This window comes from Pseudomonas sp. SWRI51, assembly GCF_014268825.1.
Classification (GTDB): Bacteria; Pseudomonadota; Gammaproteobacteria; order Pseudomonadales; family Pseudomonadaceae; genus Aquipseudomonas; species Aquipseudomonas farsensis.
In genome coordinates, this window is record NZ_JABWRG010000003.1 from 51,475 (window position 1) to 71,907 (window position 20,433).

A 20,433-nucleotide genomic window follows, 5' to 3' on the forward strand; every position below is an offset into this window, starting at 1 on the left:
CTAGGAGCCCGCAGCACGCGCAAACCGCGCCGGATTCTACCAGCTTGCGCGGGCGGCCGTTATAACAGGTTCTTTAGTTGATATAGCATTTCGATAGCTTCACGCGGCGTCATGTCGTCCAGCGCCAGCTTGCCCAGCTTCTCGATGGCCGGGTGGGGCAGGGTGGCGAACAGGTCGCTCTGGTGCGGCACGTTTGGCTCGCCCTTGCTCTTGCTGGCAAGTGGCGCGTCGTGGGGCAGGCTTGCGGTTTCAAGCCGGCCCAGATGCTCGCGGGCACGCTGGATCACCGCGCCAGGAACCCCGGCCAGTTGCGCCACGGCCAGGCCGTAGCTCTGGCTGGCGGGGCCGGGCAGCACATGGTGCAGGAACACGATGCGCTCGTTGTGCTCGGTGGCGTTCAGGTGCACGTTGGCCACCAGCGGCTCGCTCTCGGGCAGCACGGTCAGCTCGAAATAGTGCGTGGCAAACAGGGTATAGGCGCGCAACTGGGCCAGCCGCTCGGCAGCCGCCCACGCCAGCGACAGGCCGTCGAAGGTGCTGGTGCCACGGCCCACTTCGTCCATCAGCACCAGGCTGCGGTCGGTGGCGTTGTGCAGAATATTGGCGGTTTCGCTCATCTCGACCATGAAGGTCGAGCGGCCACCGGCCAAGTCGTCGCTTGAGCCGATACGGGTGAAGATGCGGTCGACCAGCGACAGCTCGCACGCCGCTGCCGGCACGAAGCTGCCGATGTGTGCCATCAGCACAATCAAGGCGGTTTGGCGCATGTAGGTCGATTTACCGCCCATGTTCGGGCCGGTGATGATCAACATGCGCGTGCTGTCGTCCAGGCCCAGGTCGTTGGCCACGAACGGCGTGGTCAGCACTTGCTCCACAACCGGGTGACGGCCTTGCTCGATACGCAGGCATGGTTCGTCGACAAATTGCGGGCAGTTCAGGTCCAGGTTGAGCGCACGCTCCGCCAGGTTGCTCAGCACATCCAGTTCGGCCAGTGCTGCGGCGCTGTCCTGCAACGGCGCCAAGTGGCCGATGAGGGTTTCGAGCAGGGCGTCGTAGAGCATCTTCTCGCGGGCCAAGGCACGGCTTTTGGCCGACAGCGCCTTGTCTTCGAAGGCTTTGAGCTCCGGGGTGATGAACCGCTCGGCGCCCTTGAGGGTCTGGCGGCGGATGTAATCGGCCGGCGCCTGCTCGGCTTGCTTGGTGGGCAGCTCGATGAAGTAGCCATGCACGCGGTTGTAGCCGACCTTGAGGTTGGCAAGCCCGGTGCGGGCCTTTTCGCGTGCTTCTAGGTCGATGAGGAACTGGCCGGCGTTTTCGCTCATGGCCAGCAGCTCGTCCAGCTCGGGGTCGTAACCGGTCTTGAGCACCCCACCATCGCGGATCACCGCAGGCGGGTTATCGATGATCGCCCGCTCCAACAGGCCAGCCAGCTCCGGGTAGGTGCCGGTGATGGCCGCCAGGCGTGCCAGGTGCGGTGCTTCCAGCTCGGCCATGGCATTTTGCAGTTCGGGCAGTGCGCCCAAGGCATCACGCAGGCGCGCCAAGTCGCGCGGGCGAGCATTACGCAGGCCAATGCGCGCCAGAATACGTTCGAGGTCGCCGATTTCCTTGAGCTGCGGTTGCAGCTTTTCGAAGCGATAACCATCGAGCAGGCAGCGGATCGAGTCCTGGCGCGCCTTCAATACTTTGAGGTCGCGCAGCGGGCGGTTCAGCCAGCGGGTCAGCAAGCGGCTGGCCATGGCGGTCTGGCAGCGGTCGATGACCGACTGCAAGGTATTGTCGCGGCCACCGGCCAGGTTGATGTCCAGCTCCAGGTTACGACGGCTGGCCGCGTCGAGGATGACGGTGTCGTCCATGCGCTCGTGGCGCAGGCTGCGCAGGTGCGGCAGCGAGGTGCGCTGGGTTTCCTTGGCGTAGGTCAGCAGGCAGCCGGCGGCGCCGATGGCCAGGGTCAGCTTGTCGCAGCCAAAACCCTTGAGGTCCTGGGTGGCGAACTGTTGGCACAGCGCCTTGCGCGCCGAATCACGATCAAAGTCCCACGGCGCACGGCGACGGGCACCTGGGCGTTTCTCGGCAGGCAGGCCCTGTGGCCAGTCATCCGGGATCAGCAGTTCGACCGGGTTCAGCCGCTCAAGCTCGGCCAGCAGGTTTTCCCAGCCTTTGATCTCTTGCACGATGAAGTTGCCGCTGGTGATATCCAGCACCGCCAGCCCGAACAGGCGCTCGTCACCCAGCAACGCGGCAATGAGGTTGTCGCGGCGTTCATCGAGCAACGCTTCGTCGCTGACAGTTCCGGGGGTGATGATACGCACCACCTGGCGCTCCACCGGCCCCTTGCTGGTCGCTGGGTCGCCAACCTGCTCGCAGATCACCACCGACTCGCCAAGCTTGACCAGCTTGGCCAGGTAGCCTTCGAGCGAGTGGAACGGAATTCCGCACATCGGAATGGACTGGCCCGCCGACTGCCCACGGGCGGTCAGGGTGATATCCAGCAGTTTCGCGGCCTTCTTTGCATCTTCGTAGAAGATCTCGTAGAAGTCGCCCATGCGGTAGAACATCAGCTGGTCTGGGTGCTGGTTTTTCAGCTTCCAGTACTGCTGCATCATCGGGGTGTGTGCGGAGAGATCGGACATTCGGGGCCTTGAAGCAGGTGATCTGGTGGCAATTGCGAAACGGGGAATGGTACAGGCTTTTCCTACCCATTGCAGGCGCCGCGGGTAGGACAAATCTGCGCATCCACGCTCATTTGCAGTGAATCCACCCGCAACCATTGCATTCCATTTTATGTAAACGCATTATGCACGTTATGCAAAAACGCAACGTAGCCTCCACACTCAAAGCGCTGCTCGACCGCCACGGCCTGTCCCCGACAGAGCTGCACCGGCGCACGGGCGTACCGCAATCCACGCTTTCGCGCATTCTCAGCGAGAAAATCGTCGACCCGTCCGATAAGCACGTGTCGAAGATCGCCGAGTACTTTGGCGTGAGTACCGATCAGTTGCGCGGCCGTGCCGAGCTTGGCGAGTCGCGTGAAACGCCGGCGGCCACCGCTGGCCATTCGGCACTGAGCGACATCAGCCTGTGGGACGATGACACCCCCGTCGAGGATGACGAGGTATCGGTTCCTTTTCTTCGAGAGGTCGAGTTGGCAGCAGGATCAGGAAGATTCGTCATCGAAGAAAGCGAGCACGCCCGCTTGCGCTTCGGCAAGCGCAGCCTGCGCCACAATGGTGTGCAGTTCGATAACGCCAAGTGCGTGACGGTGCGCGGCAACAGCATGCTGCCGGTGCTGCGCGACGGCGCCACGGTGGGGGTGAATACCGGTAAATGTACCGTGGGCGACATCATCGACGGCGACCTCTATGCCATCAACCACAATGGCCAGTTGCGGGTGAAACAGGTGTACCGCCTGCCGACCGGCATTCGCCTGCGCAGCTTCAACCGCGACGAGCACCCCGACGAGGACTACAGCTTCCAGCAGATGCAGGATGAGCAGATCAGCGTGCTCGGCCACGTGTTCTGGTGGGGCATGTACGCCCGCTGACCCCGGCTTGCATCCACACAAACCCGCTTCGGCGGGTTTTTTTTCGTCTGCAGAAAAGCCCTACACACCGCGTAGTGCATGGACTTCATGCATTTCAGCAAAATCAAATGCATAAAATGTTGAATAAATGCATTGACTGCATATGCATCAATGCATGACCTGTGTCTCAAGCCGGGCAGCAACCGGTTGTTACACAGGCAGCGATGAACAGGCCTCAACTGTTCAGAGGGTTGGCAACTGGCCCGGGTGTGCAGCGTAAAGCACCACGAACAGTTATCCGGCGGGCAGGCGGCCGCGGTCGGAGTCATCAATTTGAAGCGTAACCGCACGGCGTCACCAGTCGTGGCCGGCGGTTGAACCGCGCATTACTGCAAGGCCTGGCGAGCCGGGCCTTGTGGAATGCCGAGTTATTGCACAACACGCACCGTCGGCATGTCGCCGGCGGGCATCACACAGGAGACAGGACAGTGACGAACGAGCAACAGGCGTTGCTGGAAATGCCGCTCTGGCTGGTGATCGTCCTGGCATTGCTGGGCGGTCTGTCTGGCGAAATGTGGCGCGCCGACAAGGCTGGCGCCCGCGGCTGGGGTTTGATCCGGCGGCTGGCGCTGCGCTCGGGGGCCTGCATGGTCTGCGGCGTATCGACAGTCATGCTGCTGTATGCCACCGGCATGTCGATCTGGAGCGCCAGCGCCTTTGGCTGCCTGACCGCCATGGCCGGCGCAGATGTCGCCATCAACCTTTATGAGCGCTGGGCTGCACGGCGCCTGGGCCTGCAACTGCCGGCAGACGGTAATGAACGATAACAGGAGGACGCATGAGCGAGCTTTCGACGCTACAAGCGACGTTGACCGCCACCATTCGTGAGGCAATGCCGGGCCTTGCGTCCGTCATGGCCGACTCGAGCGCCGCTGGCAGCCCGGCACTGCCGGCGCTGCGCCACGGCATTGTCAGCATGGTCGCCGACACTGCACCGCGCGATGGCCGCTCGGTGCTGGCCGTGACCTTCGAGGCCGATATCACCACCGATGCCGCCAGCGGCGATGCGCGCTTGCAGGGCAGCGAGCTGGCCGCGCAATTGCTAGACCTGCTGCGCCAGCAACTGTGGGGCCTGGAGTTCGTCGAGGCGACGCGCAATGTGCAGGCGCAGTACCAAGGCCTGCAATGGAAGGTGCGCTGGGAGCAGCCGGTGCTGCTCGGCGAGCCGCGCTGGGAGTGGCCGGACCAACCACCGTGCAGCCTGATGCTGGGCTTCGCCCCGGATACCGGGCTGGGCAACGAGGACAAATACGTCAAACCGGAGGACCTGGCATGAGCTACGCCAGCGCCATGCACGATCGCATGCTGGCCAGCCTGGTGATCCCGTGCCGGGTCGTTGCCGTCGACCTGGCCGCCGCCCGGGTGCGGGTATCGGACGGGGGCGGTTGGACCAGCGCCTGGGTGCGCTGGCATTCGCTTGCCGCCGGCAAGGCCCGGCACTGGCGGGCGCCCAGCCTGGACGAGCAGGGCGTGCTAGTCAGCCCCAGTGGTGAGCCGGCCCAAGGTACGTTCGTTGCCGGCCTTTATGGCAACGCGGGTGCCGCGCCTGACAACCGCGCCCATGTCGAGGCCTGGCACTTCGACGACGGCGGCTCGCTGAGCTACGACTGGCAGGCCGGTAGCTACGACATCCAATTGCCCGCGGGCAACGCCACCATCACCGTGGCCGGCAGCGTTTTACAGGTCAACGATGGCGCCATCACTTTGAAGGCAAACGCCATCAGCCTGGACGCCGCCAACATCACCCTGACCGGCCAGGTTGCGGTCAACGGCGCGCTTGCCGTCAGCGGCGACATCAACGGCGCCGGGCGGATCATCGATACCGCCGGCAACACGGCCAACCACAAGCACTAGACAGGTTGCGCACATGCTCAAGGATTTTCGTTGCGGCACATGCACGCGACTGCTCGCCCGTGTGGGCGGGTTTACCGAACTGCAGATCAAGTGCCCGCGTTGCGGCACCTTGAACCATGCCAGGGCCACGAGCCCCGAGCGATCGCCTGAGAGCGACATGACCGCGGCCCGCGCCGCGCCCCATTCCTCGCTGCAATAAACAGCACAAGCCTGCGCGCTTTGCTGTCAGGAGAACGCTAATGCCTGTCCACACGGATACGCCTGCGTCGGGAGGTGCCCCTTGATCGGCATGGACCGCCGTACCGGGCAACCCTTGAACGGCGTTGCCCATTTGCGCCAATCCATCGAAGACATCCTCACCACCCCATTGGGCAGCCGGCGCATGCGCCCCGACTACGGCAGCCAGCTGCGCCGCTACATCGACCTCCCGGTCAACGCCGGCTGGAAAAGCGCCGTGCAGGCCGAAGTGGCCCGCGCCCTGGGCCGCTGGGAACCGCGCCTGGCGCTGGAGCGGGTGAGGGTGGTGGCGGTACTTGATGGCCAGGTCAGCCTGGCCCTGAGCGGCCGCTACCTTGGCGACGACATGCTGGTGGAGGTGAACGTATGAGCCAGGTCGACCTGTCGAAACTACCGGCCCCGCAACTGCTTGAAGACCTCGATTTCGAGGAGCTTTACCAGCAGGACCTGGACACCTTCCGCATGCAACTGGGCGACAGCTGGAACGCCAGCCTTGAGAGCGACCCGGTGACCAAGCTGCTGGAGGTCGGTGCCTACCGCAAGCTGCTCAACCGGGCGCGCATCAACGATGCCGCCAAGGCCCTGCTGCTGGCCTATGCCGAGGGCCGCGACCTTGCGCAACTGGCGGCCAACGTGGGGTTGCAACGCTTGGAAATCCAGGCCGAAGACCTCACTGCCACGCCGCCGGTCATGCAACTGCTGGAAACCGACGATGCCCTGCGCGAGCGGGTGCAACTGGTCTACGAAGGCCTGACCACTGCGGGCCCGCGCAACAGCTACATCCTGCATGCCCGCAACGCCTCCGGCCAGGTGGCCGATGCCACTGCAGAAAGCCCGTCGCCTGCGGTGGTAGACATCACCGTGCTGAGCTTTGAAGGCGATGGCAGCGCCAGCGCCGAACTGGTGGCGGAAGTTGCGGCTTACCTCAACGACGACGATATACGCCCGGTGGCTGATCGGGTCGCGGTGCGCAGCGCCGAGATTCTGCCGTATCGCATCCAGGCGGTGCTGCACATGGCCGGCAGCGGCCCGGAGTACGAGGCGATTCTGGCCGAGTGCCGGCGCCGCCTGGCGGCTTCGGTCAACCCCCGTCGGCGCTTGGGCGTCGAGGTGGCGCGCTCTGGCATCGATGCCTTGCTGCATATCGACGGCGTCAGCCGGGTCGAGCTGATCGACTGGGTCGACCTGCAGCCGACCAAGGCCCAGGCCGCCTGGTGCACAGGCTTCGACCTGACCCGGGGAGGCTGAGATGCAAAGCCTTCTGCCGCTCAACCACACGCCCCTGGAGCGCGCCCTGGAGGTGGCCGCCGACGACGACCTCAAGGCCGGCCTACGCGCGCTCTACAACCCCGACACCTGCCCCGCGCATTTGCTTTATCAGCTGGCCTGGGCCTGGTCGGTGGACCGCTGGGACGACAACTGGAGCGAGCTGATCAAGCGTTCGGTGATCCGCTCGGCCTTCTTCGTTCATGCCCACAAAGGCACCCTCGGCGCCTTGCGCCGGGTGGTCGAGCCGTTCGGCTACCTGATCGAGGTGCGCGAATGGTGGCAGCTCAACCCACCGGGCCCGCCCGGCACCTTCAGCCTCAAGGTCGGCGTGGAAGAGGCCGGCATCGACCAGGACACCTTCCTGGAACTCAGCCGCCTGTTCGAGGACGCCAAGCCCGTCAGCCGTCACCTGATCGGCCTGGATATCAGCCTGGAAAGCCTGATCCCGGCCTACCAGGCGCTGGCCGTCAGCGATGGCGAACTGCTCGAGGTGTACCCCTGGGAAGCGGCGGACATCGACGTGCACCTGGCCGCTCCCCACCGGGTGAACGATCACACTCTGGACATACTGGACATCTACCTCAATGGCTAACACAACCACTCAATTCGGTGGGTTCCTGACCAACGTTGGCATCGCGCAGCAGGCCAATACTGCCGCGCTCGGCCAGCCCTGGAACATCACCCACATGCTGATCGGCGATGCCGGCGGCGAACCTTCGCAAACCCCGGACCCTACGCCGAAACCTACCCAGGCGGCACTGGTACGCCAGGTTTACCGGGCGCAACTCAACGCGCTGTACACCTCCCCAGCCGACCCCAATGTGCTGGTGGCCGAACTGGTGCTGCCACCGGAAACCGGCGGCTGGTGGATCCGCGAGCTGGCGCTGGAAGACGCCAACGGCAACTTCATCGCCGTGGCCAAGCCTGCACCGAGCTACAAGCCCCTGCTGGCGCAAGGGTCGGGGCGTACCCAGACCATCCGCATGCACGTGGTGTTCGGCAACCTGGCCAACGTCACCCTGAAGATCGACCCCAGCATCGTGCTGGCCACCCGCGATTACGCCGACAAGGCGCGCGAAGCGGCCGAGCTGTATGCCCGCAACCAGATCAAGGCACACATCGAGGCCACCGACCCGCACCCGCAATACCTGCGCCGTGCCGATGTGGCCAAGGATGCCGGGCAACTGGCCTGGCTGGGCACCGCCACCGGCACCGCCAATGCGCTGGTGCTCAAGCTCAAGAGCGGGGAAGCGGCGCTCACGGCCTATGCCGCCGGCCAGCGCTTCCAGTTCCAGGCCAGCGCCAGCAATACCGGCGCGGTAACGGCCAAGGTCAATGGCCTCGCCGCCGTGCCGGTGAAAAAGGCCGACAGCGCAGGGCTGGTGGACCTGTTCGCCGGGGATATTCGTGCTGGCGCGCTGTACGACCTCAATTACGACGGCACGTATTTCCAGCTGGGTGGTGGCGTTGGTGCTGGCAAGGCGTTCGAGCGTTTCTCGTTCGAGGCTTCGGTGGGGCAGACCACGTTCAACGTGCCGCACACCATCGGTAGCACCATCGTGCTGCGCAACGGCCGTGAGGTGACGGACTACCAGGCTGATGGCGCCAAGATCATCCTGCGCACCCCGTGTGCCTTGGGGGATGCGGTGGAAATCCTCGCGTTCAGCGGGTTCCAGACGGCCAATACCTACACCAAGGCGGAAACCCAGGAGTTGCTCAAGACAGCGTTGGCGCTGCCGGTCGGGACCATGCTGCCGTTTCCGCGCGGCACGGTGCCTGCGGGGTTTCTGGAGGTGGATGGTCGTGCGCACAGTGCGGCGGTTTATCCGGACTTGGCGGCGTATCTGGGTGGGGCGTTTGACAAGGGCGACGAAGGGGCTGGGTTCTTCAGGCTGCCGGATACTCGCGGGGAGTTTTTGCGTGGGTGGGATCATGGGCGGGATGTGGATGCTGGGCGTGAGCTTGGTTCTGCCCAGTCGGACGCTTTTCAAGGTCACAAACACGGTCCTGACGCCGATGTGGGTGCTAGCGCTTTGTGGGCGACTCGCACCGGCGGTGGCTTTGCAATGAACCCCGGAAGCACGCTTGGCAACCTCCAGTCGGTTGGTAAGCCAATTGCTGACGGTATCAATGGTGCGCCTAGGACTGCGGCAGAAACCCGGCCACGCAATCTCGCGGTGATGTGGTGCATCAAGGCGTGGAATGCTCCGGTAAATCAGGGAAACGTTGACGTCGCTGCACTCCAGCCCTTGGCTGGCCAAGCGACACAACAAACCCTCGGAGTGGTCACCCTTGCGACGCGCAGCCAAGTTCTAGAAGGCTTGGACGACCAAGCAGCCGTGACATCGAAATATCTTAAAGAGTTACGCTCAGGCTTTCTTTCCGAAGGGTTGCAGGTCGCTGGCGGGGGGCAATTGGTTGTCACTCACAACCTCGGCTACGTCCCAGCGCTAGATGCCATTGAGTTCCTGTGGGAGTGTGTAGTTGCTCAAGGAGGATGGCTACCGGGTGAGGTTCTTAACCGTGGCTCGTTCATGCAGGACAACGCTGGAACGGCATCAACCACTGGCCTCTATGCCTACGACGCCACCGCTAGCACTGTGACTATCGGGTGCGGTGCCAGCGCTTCATTGTGGGCTCTGCCGGTCAAAACAACGGGCGCAGCTATGAACAGCGTCCTGGCTAACTGGAAGCTTCGAGTGAGGATCAAACCATGATCGTGCAGATGTTTTATTGCCTGCCGTCCGGGCAGTTCTTCGGCAGTTGGGTCGGCGACCCTGTAAAAGACCGCAACGAGCTTGCAGAGCGCGGCTACATTGAAGTTCCGGCAGCACCTGAAAGTACAGCTTATTTCTGGAGCGCTGAGCAACAAGAGTTTTATATGCCGCCCTCGGCAGACACTGAGCGACAATGGCGTGATGCCGAGTTGTCTGGGATGGTGTGGCTGCGTGACCGGCACCGCGACCAGATGGAAATCGGCGCGGGCAATACACTGTCTGCTGGGCAGTTCAGCGAGCTGTTAGTGTACCTGCAGGCCTTGCGCGATTGGCCCCAGTCCGAGAGTTTTCCAGACGCCTCCGCTCGCCCTTTTGCACCTAAGTTCCTTGATTTTATCGGGGGTGTGCAATGAGTCGGGCTGATTCCCTCGCCTTGATCGAAAGCGGCATGCTCGCCGTTCAGGGCGTTAACAATAGCGTTGTACGCGCAAATAGAGTGCTTACGGCACAAGAAACGGGATTTGTTCTCGCAGATGCATCGGCAGGCCAGCTCAAAGTTACCTTGCCCCTGGCCACTCGGCCTATGGACGTGCGTGTCCAGCGCGTAGACAACAGCGCGAATCGTTTGTTGGTGTATGCAGCAGATGGCGAACGCATCAAGTTTCACACTCACTTGCGGTCCGAGGGATATCCATTCTGCATGGTGCTGGGCGGCGGAGATTTCTGGCACCTGCGCAGCGACGGCGCGGGTAGCTGGGTGCTTATCGACAGACTCGACAAAACTGCAGTGGGGCGCGTTGCCTACGACGCGTCGACCGCATTGAACCCCGGAGGTTGGGGTACTCCTGATGCCGCTTTATTGAACCGCGCTGACTGGCCCTGGTTGTGGGACTACGCCCAGCAATCGGGGATGCTTGTCACTGAAGCCGGACGCACGGGAATGGAGGGCTGCTGGACCTCTGGGGACGAAAGCACGCTGTTCCGCCTGCCCGACTTGCGCGGTGAGTTCATCAGGGGTTTCGACGAGACTCGAGGCCTTGATGTAGGGCGCCAACCGGGTGCCCGGCAGTTGGGTAGCGTGCAGGTTCTGGACTCCACCGTCCAGACAGGGACCGTGACAGGCCTCTATAACCCCACTACACCTGAGAACGAGGCGGCTGCCAGGGCAGGTCTCGACCCTATGAATGTTGATGAGTACGGCGCGGGTGCGACGTTTATAGGTATAGGTGGGGGCTCAGCTGGTAAGGCTGTGAACGCACCAAACAATTTCGGCATTACACGCCCTCGAAACATCGCTCAGCCCGTGCGTATCAAACTTATCTGAGTGTTGCAAAACACTTCTTCCCCTCAAGGCCCCGCACCCGCGGGGCCTTTTCATATCTGAATCTGGAGCAAAACCCCTATGAGTGGATTCTTCCACGGCGTCACCGTGACCAACGTCGACACCGGCGCACGCAGCATCGCGCTGCCTTCGTCCTCGATCATCGGCCTGGTCGATACCTTCACCGAGGGCCCGGGCGCTACCGCCAAGGCCAACGACCTGATCCTGATCACCAGCGAGCGCGAAGCGGTCGCGGCATTCGGCCCGGATGCCGCCATCACCCGTGCCTGCCGCGCCATCTATAGCCGCGCCAAGGCGGTCATTGTTGCCTGCGGCGTGGCCAAGCTCAGCGACCCGGCCGAGCAGACCTCGGCGATCATCGGCAGCGTGCTGGCCGACGGCAAGCGCACCGGTTTGCAGGCGCTGCTGGACGGCAAGAGCCGTTTCAACGCCCAGCCACGCCTGCTGGCAGCCCCCAAACACAGTGCCACCCAAGCGGTCGGCACCGCGCTGGTGGCCCTGGCCGACAAGCTGCGCGCCATTGCCATCATCGATGGCCCCAATACCACCGACGAGGCGGCCATCGCCTATGCCGAAAACTTCGGCGCCAAGCGCGCCTTCCTGGTCGACCCAGGCGTGCGCTACTGGGACACCGAGCAGGCCGCCACCGTGGATGCGCCGGGTTCTGCGTGGGTAGCCGGCCTGTTCGCCTGGACCGACCGCGAGTACGGCTTCTGGGCCTCGCCTTCGAACAAGGAGTTCGTCGGCATCACCGGCACCGGCCGCGCCGTTGAGTTTCTCGATGGCGACGACACCTGCCGCGCCAACCTGCTCAACAACGCCAACATCGCCACCATCATTCGCGATGACGGCTTCCGCCTGTGGGGCAACCGCACGCTGTCCAGTGACCCGAAATGGGCCTTCGTCACCCGCGTGCGGACCATGGACATCGTCATGGACGCGATCCTCTATGGCCACAAATGGGCGGTCGACCGCTCCATCACCGCCACCTACGTCAAGGACGTCACCGAAGGCCTGCAAGCCTTCATGCGCGACCTGAAGAACCAGGGCGCGATCATCAACTTCGAGGTCTATGCCGACCCCGAGCTGAACACTGCCAGCCAGCTGGAGCAGGGCAAGGTGTACTGGAACATCCGCTTCACCGACGTACCGCCTGCCGAAAACCCCAATTTCCGCGTTGAAGTCACCAACCAGTGGCTGACCGAAGTTCTCGATTCCGCCGCTTAAGGAGCGCATTTACATGGCAATGATTCCCGAAACACTGGCCAACCTGAACCTGTTCGTCGATGGCGTGAGCTTTCAAGGCGACGTTCCCAGCCTGACCCTGCCCAAGCTCACCCTGAAAATGGAAGAGTTCCGCCCCGGCGGCATGGACATGGCGGTCGAAATGGACCAAGGCATGGAAAAACAGGAAGCCGCCTTCACCACCACCGGCGTACGCCGCGAAGCACTGAAGTTCTTCGGCCTGGCCGATGGCAACGGCTTCAACGGCACCTTCCGCGGTGCCTTCAAGGGCCTCAAGGGCCAGGTCAACCCGGTGGTGGTGACCCTGCGCGGCACCCTCAAGGAAGTCGACATGGGTGACTGGAAATCCGGCGACAAGGCCGAGGTCAAGCACACCGTCGGCGTGACCTACTACAAGCTCGAAGTCGATGGCCGCCTGATCTACGAGATCGACGCCATGGGCATGAAGCGGGTGATCGACGGCGTCGACCAACTGGCCGCCCAGCGCGCCGCCCTGGGCTTGTGAGGAGAGCAGAAATGGCTCAAGCGAAAAAAATCCCGCAGTGGCTCAACCTCAGTGCCGAGCAAGTCACCGTGCGCCTGTCCCGTGCCAGTGAAGCCAATGGTGTACAGGTTGATAGCCTGACCCTGCGTGCCCCCACCGTGCGTGATATCCGCAACGCCCAGGCGGGCGGCAGCAAGGACGACGAACAGCGCGAACTGAACCTGTTCGCCTCGCTGGCCGAAGTCGGCGTCAAGGACCTCGAAGGGCTGGCGCTCAAGGACTACAGCCGCCTGCAAGCCGGCTACTTTCGCCTGGTGCAGGACGACGAGCTTTGACCCAGCCCGGCAGAAGGCCGCCGCCCGGCGGCTGGCCTGCGAGCTGAATTTTTCTGCGAGCGAAATCATGGGCATGTCGTACCCCGACATGCTCTGGTGGCTCGCGCCGTGACAAGGAGGAACGCATGGCGAACACACAAGTGTTCACCCTCGGCGTCACCCCCATCGCTTCGCTTGGCAGCGCGCTCGACGCGCTGCGCAAGCAGGCCGATGGCACCCGGCTCGGACGGCTGATCGGCGAGGTCATCCGCCTGGGGCTGGAGCTGGACAAGGTGCGCCTGGTTGAACGACGCCTGGCGATTGACCAGGCCTGGGCCCATGAACAACAGATCGACCGGCTGCACCGCGAAAGTGATGCAGTCGATGGCTTGCGCAGGCGGTATCTGGCGCTGCGCAGGGCAATAGCGTTGCAGCCGCCGAAGGCTCGGACCGTCAGTGCTGATAGCGGTGAAGCAGGCGTACCCACACAGAGCAAAAGCCAGTCTGCGGCTGGGGGGGAAACCACTGTTCCGGCCAATGAATCATCGGAGCAGGGAGCGGCTAAAGACAGTCGGCAGGCGCCAGCCCCGTACCCCCGTGATAAAGCGGACACCGGTGTTGTGGTCGGCTCCATAGGCGGTGTGATTGCAGCAACGCTGGCAGTTGGTTTGTTCAAAAAGATGCCTGCTCATTTGCAGACCAGCGTTAAGGAGGCTGCCCACGAAGGTGGGCCGACTGCCCTTGGTAAAGGGCTTGTGGCGCTTACCGAAGAAAACGAGCAAGACAGGGCAAGAGGCCTTGGCGCCGCTGCCGGCGAGTTGGCAGGCGGCGTATTGGGCACGCTGCTGGGGGCGTTGACCAAGAACGAGAAAGCCAAAAAATATGGCGGCAAGATCGGCGAGTCGTTAGGAGAAGAGATCGGTGGGGCATTTGGCGCTCTGCTGTATGACAAGGTTTACGCTGACCCTGCCCCGAGCGACAAGTCAGCTGGCTCCAAAGCTACAAGCCGACCCAATGACAGCACTAGAACGTCGCGCGATGAGGATGACGAGCCGCCGGAAGAGTATGAGGACGAGGAAGAAATAGAAGAGGAGGAAGAGGAGGAAGAGGCAGAGGAAGAGGTCGAGGAGTTTGAAGACGACGAAGTGCGAGCTGCTTCATCTCTGCAATCCACACAGCCCTCGACGGCGCCATCGCAACCTGGCTCGGCATTGGGCTCTGCCGTGCTCGGCGCCGCCTCGCTCGCAGGCCTGGCCGGCAAAACCTCGGCCAGCTCAGCTGGCGCCTCGTTGGCCAGCCGGGCGATGCGCCGGGTGCCGGTTTTGTCTGTGCTTGCCACCGGCATGCAACTGGCCGATACCTACAACAGCGATGCCACGCCTGATGAAAAACTCGAAGGCTACGGCGCGGCTGTCGGCGGTTTGGGTGGAGGCCTTGCGGGTGCGGCGGCAGGGGCCGCAATTGGCTCGGTTGTGCCGGTCGTCGGCACCTTGATTGGTGGCTTGATCGGCGGCGCGCTCGGCAGCATGGGCGGGGAGAGTATCGGCGGTTTGCTTGGCAAGGTACTCGGCAGCAGTGCCGATGATGTCCCTACTGCGCCTGGCCCTGCGCCATCTGCCATACCTACGCCGGTGCCAACGGCTGCAACGCCCCCTGCGCCCCCCAACCAGCAGTTCACCTTCACCGCCAACATGCCAGTCACCTTCACCAACAGCCTGTCCGACCCCAGCGTCCTGCAGCAGTTGGAGGCCATCGCGCGTCGACAGCTGGAAGAACTGATGCGCCAGGCGCGTTCGGTGCAGTTGGCCGACGCCCCCCACATCGCACTCTAAGGAGCACCCATGACCTATCTGGAGCAGCTGCAAGCCACGCTGCACGCTCTGGTCGCGGCGGGGGAGGCAGGGCGTCAGCGCATCGACGCCATGCTCGACCCAATGAACGAGGCCATCGACCATGTCAAAGGCGCAGTGACCGAGCTTGAGGGCCTGCCGGTGGTCGGCCCGATCATCGGCGCCAAGCTGCAACGCACCATGCGCGCCATTGCCCGGGCGCAGCAACGGGTAACCAAAGTGGTCGCCAAATACGACCAAACGCTGGGCAAGGTGCGCCAGGTGCGTGAGCGGATCGATGCCTTTGCCGGCCACGTGGCCAAGGCCGGGGCGGCAATCCGGCGGGTGGTGGGCGAGGTGCGTGCAACCGTCACCGGTGTGCTGCAGACCCTGGGTTTTGCGCCCCAGGTGACGCCCGCCGCCGAAGCGGTCAAGCCGTTCCCGCACCTGCTGGTGCTGCAGCCGCTCAAGCCAGGCACCGCGCCGTACTACTTCAACCTCGATACCGCAGCGTTTGACCAGTTGCGCCGGCAGACACGGTTTCGCTGGGCCGGGCAGGACCGCCTCGGCCGAGGCAGCGCGCAGCAGGCGGTCAGCCTTGGCGATGAGACCATCTCCCTCAGCGGCACGATCTTCCCTGGCTTCAAGGGTGGGCTGAGTCAGTTGCAGACCTTGCGCAGCATCGGCCAGCAACTGCTGCCCCTGTCACTGACCACCGGCTACGGCGAGGTGCTCGGCAACTGGTGCCTGACCAGCATCGAAGACAACCAGAGCCTGCTGCAAGCCGGCGGCATCCCTGCCAAGCAAGGCTTTTCACTGGAGTTCGTAAGCTATGGCCAAGACCTGCACAACGTCTGAAGGTGACCTGCTGGACACCCTCTGCCAGCACTACTACGGGCATTTGAGCGGCACCGTCGAAGCGGTGCTGGATGCCAACCAAGGCTTGGCCGACGAGGCGCAACCCTTTCGCACCGGGGTGCTGATCGTGCTGCCAGACCTGTCGGCGCCTGCCAGCAACACCCTTCAACTGTGGGACTGACAAGGAGGGCGGCGCGGCAACGCGCCGGCCTTCCAGGGAGGCACACGCATGAAACCTGAGTTCAGTATCCAGGCCGACGGCAAAGACATCACCGCACTGATCAACGACCGCCTGTTGCTGATGCGCACCACCGACAAACCCGGCCTTGAGTCGGACGAATTCGAACTGCGCATCGACGCCCGTGACGGCGTGCTGGCGCTGCCTGCTCGCGGTGCGGTGCTGGCCGTGCACCTGGGTTACAGCGGCCAGACGCTGACGCTGTTGGGGCGCTATACGGTGGATGAGGTGGAGCTGTCCGGCCCGCCCGATACCCTGGTGATCCGCGGCAAGGCCAGCGACCTGCGCGGCAGCGGCAAGACCATCCGCAGCGGCAGTTGGGAAGGGGTAACCCTGCAACGCATCGTCGCCGATATCGCCGCCCGCAACGGTTGGCAGGCGGTGTGCCCGGTGACCACGCAGATACCGCGCATCGACCAGTACAGCGAGTCCGACTTCAACTTCATCACCCGCGTGGCGCGTTTGCACGACTGCACTGCCAAACTGGCCAACGGGCAATTGCTGGTGCTGCCCCGTCAAGGCGGCAAGAGCGCCAGCGGGCAAGCCTTGGGCGTGGTCAGCCTGACCCGTGCCGAGGTCAGCCAGTGGCAGTTCCGCCTGGCCGATCGCACCACCCACAAAGCTGTGCGCACCCGCCACCAGGACAGCGCCAGCGGCCGGGTACAGGCGGTGGAACTGGCCAACGAAGCGGCGCCCGACGGCATGCAGCCGCTGTATACCGACCGCCACCTTTACCCCAACCGCAGTGCAGCCGAACAGGCGGCGCGTGCGCGGCTGGCCAGCTTCAACCGCGACACCGCCAGTGTGCGGCTGGACCTGCCGGGGCGCACTGACCTGTTCGCCGAACGCAGCATCGAGGCGCGCGGCTTTCTGGCCGGGCTCGACGGCCTGTACCTGATCGAGTCGGTGGAGCAGGTGTTCACCAGCAGCGGCTGGCGCACCACGCTGCAGTGCAACGGCGGTCAGCAGGGCAAGGCGCGCGCCAAGGGCAGTGCGACCCGCCAGGCCGATGCGCTCAAGGCGCAGGGCTGAAAACCCGAGCGGCGTTTCCCACTGCGGCCGGCCAGTGTCACTCCTTATAGTCGACCCTCTGTTGCCAGGGGGGGCGGCGTTGACCCCGTGAAAGCCTCGCGCTTCCAGCCATCGCCCTGAGCGACCCGTTGGCGGCTTGTGCCGCCGTTCGAACAGACAGCTATGGAGCATGTACGGATGGTGCTGACTGCAAGGCAACTCAGTGATATCTACCCCCTCGCCGGCCAGCGTGCCACGGCGTTTCTGCCAGCGTTGAACACGGCCATGGCGCGCTGGGAAATCGACCACCCCAAGCGCGTTGCGGCGTTTCTGGCCCAGGTTGGCCATGAGTCTGGCCAACTGCGCTATGTGAAGGAGTTGGGTAGCGATAGCTACCTGGCCCGTTACGACACCGGCAGCCTGGCCAAGCGCCTGGGCAATACCCCCGAGGCGGATGGCGATGGCCAGCGCTATTGCGGCCGAGGCCTGATCCAGGTGACCGGCCACAACAATTACCAGGCGTGCAGCCGCGCGCTGTTTGGCGATGAACGTTTGCTGGCCCAGCCGCAGATGCTCGAGCAACCGCGCTGGGCGTGCGAGTCGGCGGCCTGGTTCTGGCAATCGCGGGGGCTCAATGCCTTGGCAGACCAAGGCGAATTCAACCGGATCACCCGCCATATCAACGGCGGCCTGAACGGGCTTGCCGAGCGCCTGCAACTTTGGGCCAGGGCCCGGGAGGTGCTGTGCTGAACCGTTGGAAGCCAGGTCTCTACGCGGCGCTTCTGGTTTTGGGGGCGGTGCTGGCCTGGCAAGCCCAGGCCTGGCGTTATGGGCGCCTGCTGGCGCAACAGGAGCAGGCCCTGGTGCAGCAACGGCTGGATCAGGCCGAGGCGCTGCATGGCTTGCTGCTGGCCGAACGCGAGCAGCGCGAAGGGCTGGAACTGCGCGTTCGCGACATTGATGCAAGACACTTCAAGGAACTGAGCGATGCCCAGAATACTCAAGCTCGTCTACGTGACCGCCTTGCTACTGCCGATCTGCGCCTGTCGGTCTTGGTCGAACGTGGCGCCGGCTGTCCCGCAGTGCCCGCCGCCACCGGCGCCGCCGGCGTGGATGATGGCCCCGTACGCGCCCGACTTGACCCCGCGCATGCTCAACGAATTATCGCCATTACCGACCGCGGTGACCGGGGACTGATCGCCTTGCGCGCCTGCCAGGCCTATGTGCGGGCGCTGGCACCGTGATGCCTTGCGAGAGCAGATGAGGATGGTAGGGTAGGGCGCATTACCGCCTGGAGCCCGTCATGGACCCGATCACCGTTCTTTCTGCCCGCTTGGGCGAGCACCTGCAGCGTTTAAGTGCTCAGGTCACTACCGCCGAATCCTGCACAGGCGGCGGCATCGCCGAAGCCATCACCCGCATCCCCGGCAGCTCGGCCTGGTTCGAGGCCGGCTACGTCACCTATTCCAATGCCCAGAAAACCCGCCAGCTTGGCGTGCCGCAGGCACTGTTCGGCGAGGTGGGTGCGGTTAGTCGCGAGGTGGTCGAAGCCATGGCCCGCGGCGCACAGGCTGCCAGCGGCGCGCGTTTTGCCGTTGCCGTCAGCGGCGTCGCCGGGCCCGGTGGTGGTTCTGCGGCAAAACCGGTCGGCACGGTATGGCTAGCCTGGGCCGATGGTGGCCGTGTTCACAGCGAACAACGCCACTTCGACGGCGACCGCGATGCGGTACGCCGACAGACGGTGATCGCTGCGTTAGACGGCTTGTTACAGCTTGGTAGGGAGTAAATCGCCTAACGGGGGTTTGCGGAAACGAATCCCTGTGGAATAATACTGGCTACTTATACAGGTATTCCGGCCATCAGGGCCAAAGTCGAACACGTGAGGGTTTCAATGGACGACAACAAGAAGCGCGCCTTGGCTGCGGCCCTGGGTCAGATCGAACGCCAGTTTGGCAAGGGCGCAGTCATGCGCATGGGCGATCACGAGCGCCAGGGCATCCCGTCAATCTCCACCGGCTCGCTGGGCCTGGACATCGCCCTTGGCATTGGCGGCCTGCCCAAAGGCCGTATCGTCGAGATCTACGGCCCGGAATCGTCGGGTAAAACCACGCTGACCCTGTCGGTCATCGCCGAAGCGCAAAAAAGCGGCGCTACCTGCGCCTTCGTTGACGCCGAGCACGCCCTCGACCCCGAGTACGCCGGCAAGCTGGGCGTCAACGTCGATGACTTGCTGGTTTCGCAGCCCGACACCGGCGAACAGGCCCTGGAAATCACCGACATGCTGGTGCGTTCCAACGCGGTTGACGTGATCATCGTCGACTCCGTGGCAGCACTGGTACCCAAGGCCGAAATCGAAGGCGAAATGGGCGACATGCACGTCGGCCTGCAAGCCCGCCTGATGTCCCAGGCCCTGCGCAAGATCACTGGTAACATCAAGAACGCCAACTGCCTGGTTATCTTCATCAACCAGATTCGTATGAAAATCGGCGTAATGTTCGGCAGCCCGGAAACCACCACCGGTGGTAACGCGCTGAAGTTCTACGCTTCGGTACGCCTCGACATCCGCCGCACTGGCGCGGTCAAGGAAGGTGACGAAGTGGTGGGTAGCGAAACCCGCGTCAAAGTCGTCAAGAACAAGGTTTCGCCACCGTTCCGTCAGGCTGAATTCCAGATTCTCTACGGCAAGGGTATCTACCGCAACGGTGAAGTCATTGACCTGGGTGTTGCCCACGGGTTCATTGAAAAAGCCGGTGCCTGGTACAGCTACCAAGGCAACAAGATCGGCCAGGGCAAGGCGAACTCTGCCAAGTTCCTGCAAGAAAACCCGGCTATTGGCGCAGAGATCGAGAAGATGATTCGCGACAAGCTGCTGACCACCGGCGCTGCTGCCGCTGCTGGCAAAGCCGCTGCTGCCCAGGCTGATGCCAGCGACCTGGCTGACGCCGAAGCCGGTGTCTGATCTGCCCCATGTCCGCCGTACTCGACACCCCCGTCGCCGTTCGGCGGACAGCCATGGACCTGCTCGCACGCCGCGAGCATGGTCGGGTCGAGCTGACGCGCAAGCTGCGCCAGCGCGGCGCTACGGATGAGCTGATCGAGCCTGCGCTTGATCGGCTTTCCGAAGAAGGGTTGCTCAGCGAAGCCCGTTATCTGGAAAGCTTCATACGCTACCGTTCCAACGCAGGTTATGGCCCCGCGCGTATCCGCGAGGAGCTAGGCCAGCGGGGGCTCGAACGTGGCGATGTGGAGCAGGCGCTACGTGAAAGTGGCGTGGATTGGGGCGAGCGGCTTCAGGATGTCTGGCAACGCAAATACGCCGGGCTACGCCCTCAGGACCCGCGCAGCCGCGCACAACAAACACGTTTTCTCGCCTACCGTGGGTTCTCCATGGAAATGATCGGCCGGCTACTCAACGGCCGAGATTTGGACGATTACTGATCGATGCCCTGCAT

The 20,433-nt window shown here is 63.6% G+C and carries 24 protein-coding genes; 23 read left to right on the forward strand and 1 reads right to left on the reverse strand.

Annotation, left to right across the window (positions count from 1 at the left end; translation table 11 throughout):
* Window positions 1-59: 59 nt before the first annotated feature.
* A complete protein-coding gene (mutS, locus tag HU720_RS01740) occupies window positions 60-2,633 on the reverse strand; it encodes a DNA mismatch repair protein MutS (protein ID WP_186516797.1) in 2,574 nt (857 codons plus the stop codon).
* Window positions 2,634-2,797: 164 nt separating this feature from the next.
* Between mutS and HU720_RS01745 the strand changes: the two genes are divergently transcribed.
* The 23 genes from HU720_RS01745 to recX all read left to right on the forward strand — a co-directional run bounded on the left by HU720_RS01745 (window position 2,798) and on the right by recX (window position 20,419).
* Window positions 2,798-3,544 carry a helix-turn-helix transcriptional regulator gene (locus tag HU720_RS01745; RefSeq protein WP_186516799.1) on the forward strand — a complete coding sequence of 249 codons (747 nt, stop codon included), beginning with the start codon at window positions 2,798-2,800 and terminating at the stop codon, window positions 3,542-3,544.
* Between the two features lie 467 nt (window positions 3,545-4,011).
* Window positions 4,012-4,350 carry a phage holin family protein gene (locus HU720_RS01750; protein ID WP_186516801.1) on the forward strand — a complete coding sequence of 113 codons (339 nt, stop codon included), beginning with the start codon at window positions 4,012-4,014 and terminating at the stop codon, window positions 4,348-4,350.
* 11 nt (window positions 4,351-4,361) lie between these two features.
* The gene (locus tag HU720_RS01755) at window positions 4,362-4,859 is read left to right on the forward strand and encodes a hypothetical protein (RefSeq protein WP_186516803.1); all 498 of its coding nucleotides are present in this window, start codon (window positions 4,362-4,364) and stop codon (window positions 4,857-4,859) included.
* On the forward strand, window positions 4,856-5,437 hold the full coding sequence (locus HU720_RS01760) for a phage baseplate assembly protein V (protein WP_186516805.1): 582 nt from the start codon (window positions 4,856-4,858) through the stop codon (window positions 5,435-5,437). Before HU720_RS01755 ends, HU720_RS01760 begins: the two co-directional genes overlap by 4 nt.
* 13 nt (window positions 5,438-5,450) lie before the next feature.
* Window positions 5,451-5,636, forward strand: coding sequence for a Com family DNA-binding transcriptional regulator (locus HU720_RS01765; RefSeq protein WP_186516807.1), 186 nt, complete (start codon window positions 5,451-5,453; stop codon window positions 5,634-5,636).
* A gap of 81 nt (window positions 5,637-5,717) precedes the next feature.
* On the forward strand, window positions 5,718-6,044 hold the full coding sequence (locus tag HU720_RS01770) for a GPW/gp25 family protein (RefSeq protein ID WP_186516808.1): 327 nt from the start codon (window positions 5,718-5,720) through the stop codon (window positions 6,042-6,044).
* Window positions 6,041-6,922 (forward strand): baseplate J/gp47 family protein, encoded by an 882-nt coding sequence (locus HU720_RS01775; protein ID WP_186516809.1) that lies wholly within the window; start codon window positions 6,041-6,043, stop codon window positions 6,920-6,922. Before HU720_RS01770 ends, HU720_RS01775 begins: the two co-directional genes overlap by 4 nt.
* Window position 6,923: 1 nt before the next feature.
* Complete coding sequence (locus HU720_RS01780) at window positions 6,924-7,535, forward strand: phage tail protein I (protein ID WP_186516810.1); 612 nt, start codon at window positions 6,924-6,926, stop codon at window positions 7,533-7,535.
* A complete protein-coding gene (locus HU720_RS24145; RefSeq protein WP_186516811.1) occupies window positions 7,528-9,660 on the forward strand; it encodes a phage tail protein in 2,133 nt (710 codons plus the stop codon). The genes HU720_RS01780 and HU720_RS24145 overlap by 8 nt, the downstream gene beginning before the upstream one ends.
* On the forward strand, window positions 9,657-10,073 hold the full coding sequence (locus tag HU720_RS24150; protein WP_238337592.1) for a phage tail assembly chaperone: 417 nt from the start codon (window positions 9,657-9,659) through the stop codon (window positions 10,071-10,073). Before HU720_RS24145 ends, HU720_RS24150 begins: the two co-directional genes overlap by 4 nt.
* Before the next feature lie 35 nt (window positions 10,074-10,108).
* Window positions 10,109-10,984, forward strand: coding sequence for a phage tail protein (locus tag HU720_RS01795; RefSeq protein ID WP_186516812.1), 876 nt, complete (start codon window positions 10,109-10,111; stop codon window positions 10,982-10,984).
* Between the two features lie 78 nt (window positions 10,985-11,062).
* The gene (locus HU720_RS01800) at window positions 11,063-12,229 is read left to right on the forward strand and encodes a phage tail sheath family protein (protein WP_186516813.1); all 1,167 of its coding nucleotides are present in this window, start codon (window positions 11,063-11,065) and stop codon (window positions 12,227-12,229) included.
* Between the two features lie 13 nt (window positions 12,230-12,242).
* Entirely contained in the window at window positions 12,243-12,752 is a 510-nt protein-coding gene (locus HU720_RS01805) for a phage major tail tube protein (protein ID WP_186516815.1), read from the forward strand.
* A gap of 11 nt (window positions 12,753-12,763) precedes the next feature.
* Window positions 12,764-13,066 carry a phage tail assembly protein gene (locus HU720_RS01810; RefSeq protein ID WP_186516817.1) on the forward strand — a complete coding sequence of 101 codons (303 nt, stop codon included), beginning with the start codon at window positions 12,764-12,766 and terminating at the stop codon, window positions 13,064-13,066.
* Between the two features lie 140 nt (window positions 13,067-13,206).
* Window positions 13,207-14,877, forward strand: coding sequence for a hypothetical protein (locus HU720_RS01815; protein WP_186516819.1), 1,671 nt, complete (start codon window positions 13,207-13,209; stop codon window positions 14,875-14,877).
* A 9-nt stretch (window positions 14,878-14,886) separates the two neighbouring features.
* Entirely contained in the window at window positions 14,887-15,732 is an 846-nt protein-coding gene (locus HU720_RS01820) for a phage tail protein (protein ID WP_186516821.1), read from the forward strand.
* Entirely contained in the window at window positions 15,707-15,913 is a 207-nt protein-coding gene (locus HU720_RS01825) for a tail protein X (protein WP_186516822.1), read from the forward strand. Before HU720_RS01820 ends, HU720_RS01825 begins: the two co-directional genes overlap by 26 nt.
* A gap of 48 nt (window positions 15,914-15,961) precedes the next feature.
* Window positions 15,962-17,002, forward strand: coding sequence for a contractile injection system protein, VgrG/Pvc8 family (locus HU720_RS01830; RefSeq protein WP_186516823.1), 1,041 nt, complete (start codon window positions 15,962-15,964; stop codon window positions 17,000-17,002).
* A gap of 177 nt (window positions 17,003-17,179) precedes the next feature.
* The gene (locus HU720_RS01835) at window positions 17,180-17,731 is read left to right on the forward strand and encodes a glycoside hydrolase family 19 protein (protein ID WP_186516824.1); all 552 of its coding nucleotides are present in this window, start codon (window positions 17,180-17,182) and stop codon (window positions 17,729-17,731) included.
* On the forward strand, window positions 17,725-18,225 hold the full coding sequence (locus tag HU720_RS01840) for a lysis system i-spanin subunit Rz (RefSeq protein WP_186516825.1): 501 nt from the start codon (window positions 17,725-17,727) through the stop codon (window positions 18,223-18,225). The genes HU720_RS01835 and HU720_RS01840 overlap by 7 nt, the downstream gene beginning before the upstream one ends.
* A 59-nt stretch (window positions 18,226-18,284) precedes the next feature.
* The gene (locus HU720_RS01845; RefSeq protein WP_186516826.1) at window positions 18,285-18,767 is read left to right on the forward strand and encodes a CinA family protein; all 483 of its coding nucleotides are present in this window, start codon (window positions 18,285-18,287) and stop codon (window positions 18,765-18,767) included.
* 105 nt (window positions 18,768-18,872) lie between these two features.
* Window positions 18,873-19,940, forward strand: a complete 1,068-nt coding sequence (recA, locus tag HU720_RS01850; protein ID WP_186516828.1) for a recombinase RecA — start codon at window positions 18,873-18,875, stop codon at window positions 19,938-19,940.
* A gap of 8 nt (window positions 19,941-19,948) precedes the next feature.
* Window positions 19,949-20,419 carry a recombination regulator RecX gene (recX, locus tag HU720_RS01855; RefSeq protein WP_186516830.1) on the forward strand — a complete coding sequence of 157 codons (471 nt, stop codon included), beginning with the start codon at window positions 19,949-19,951 and terminating at the stop codon, window positions 20,417-20,419.
* Window positions 20,420-20,433 lie beyond the last annotated feature (14 nt).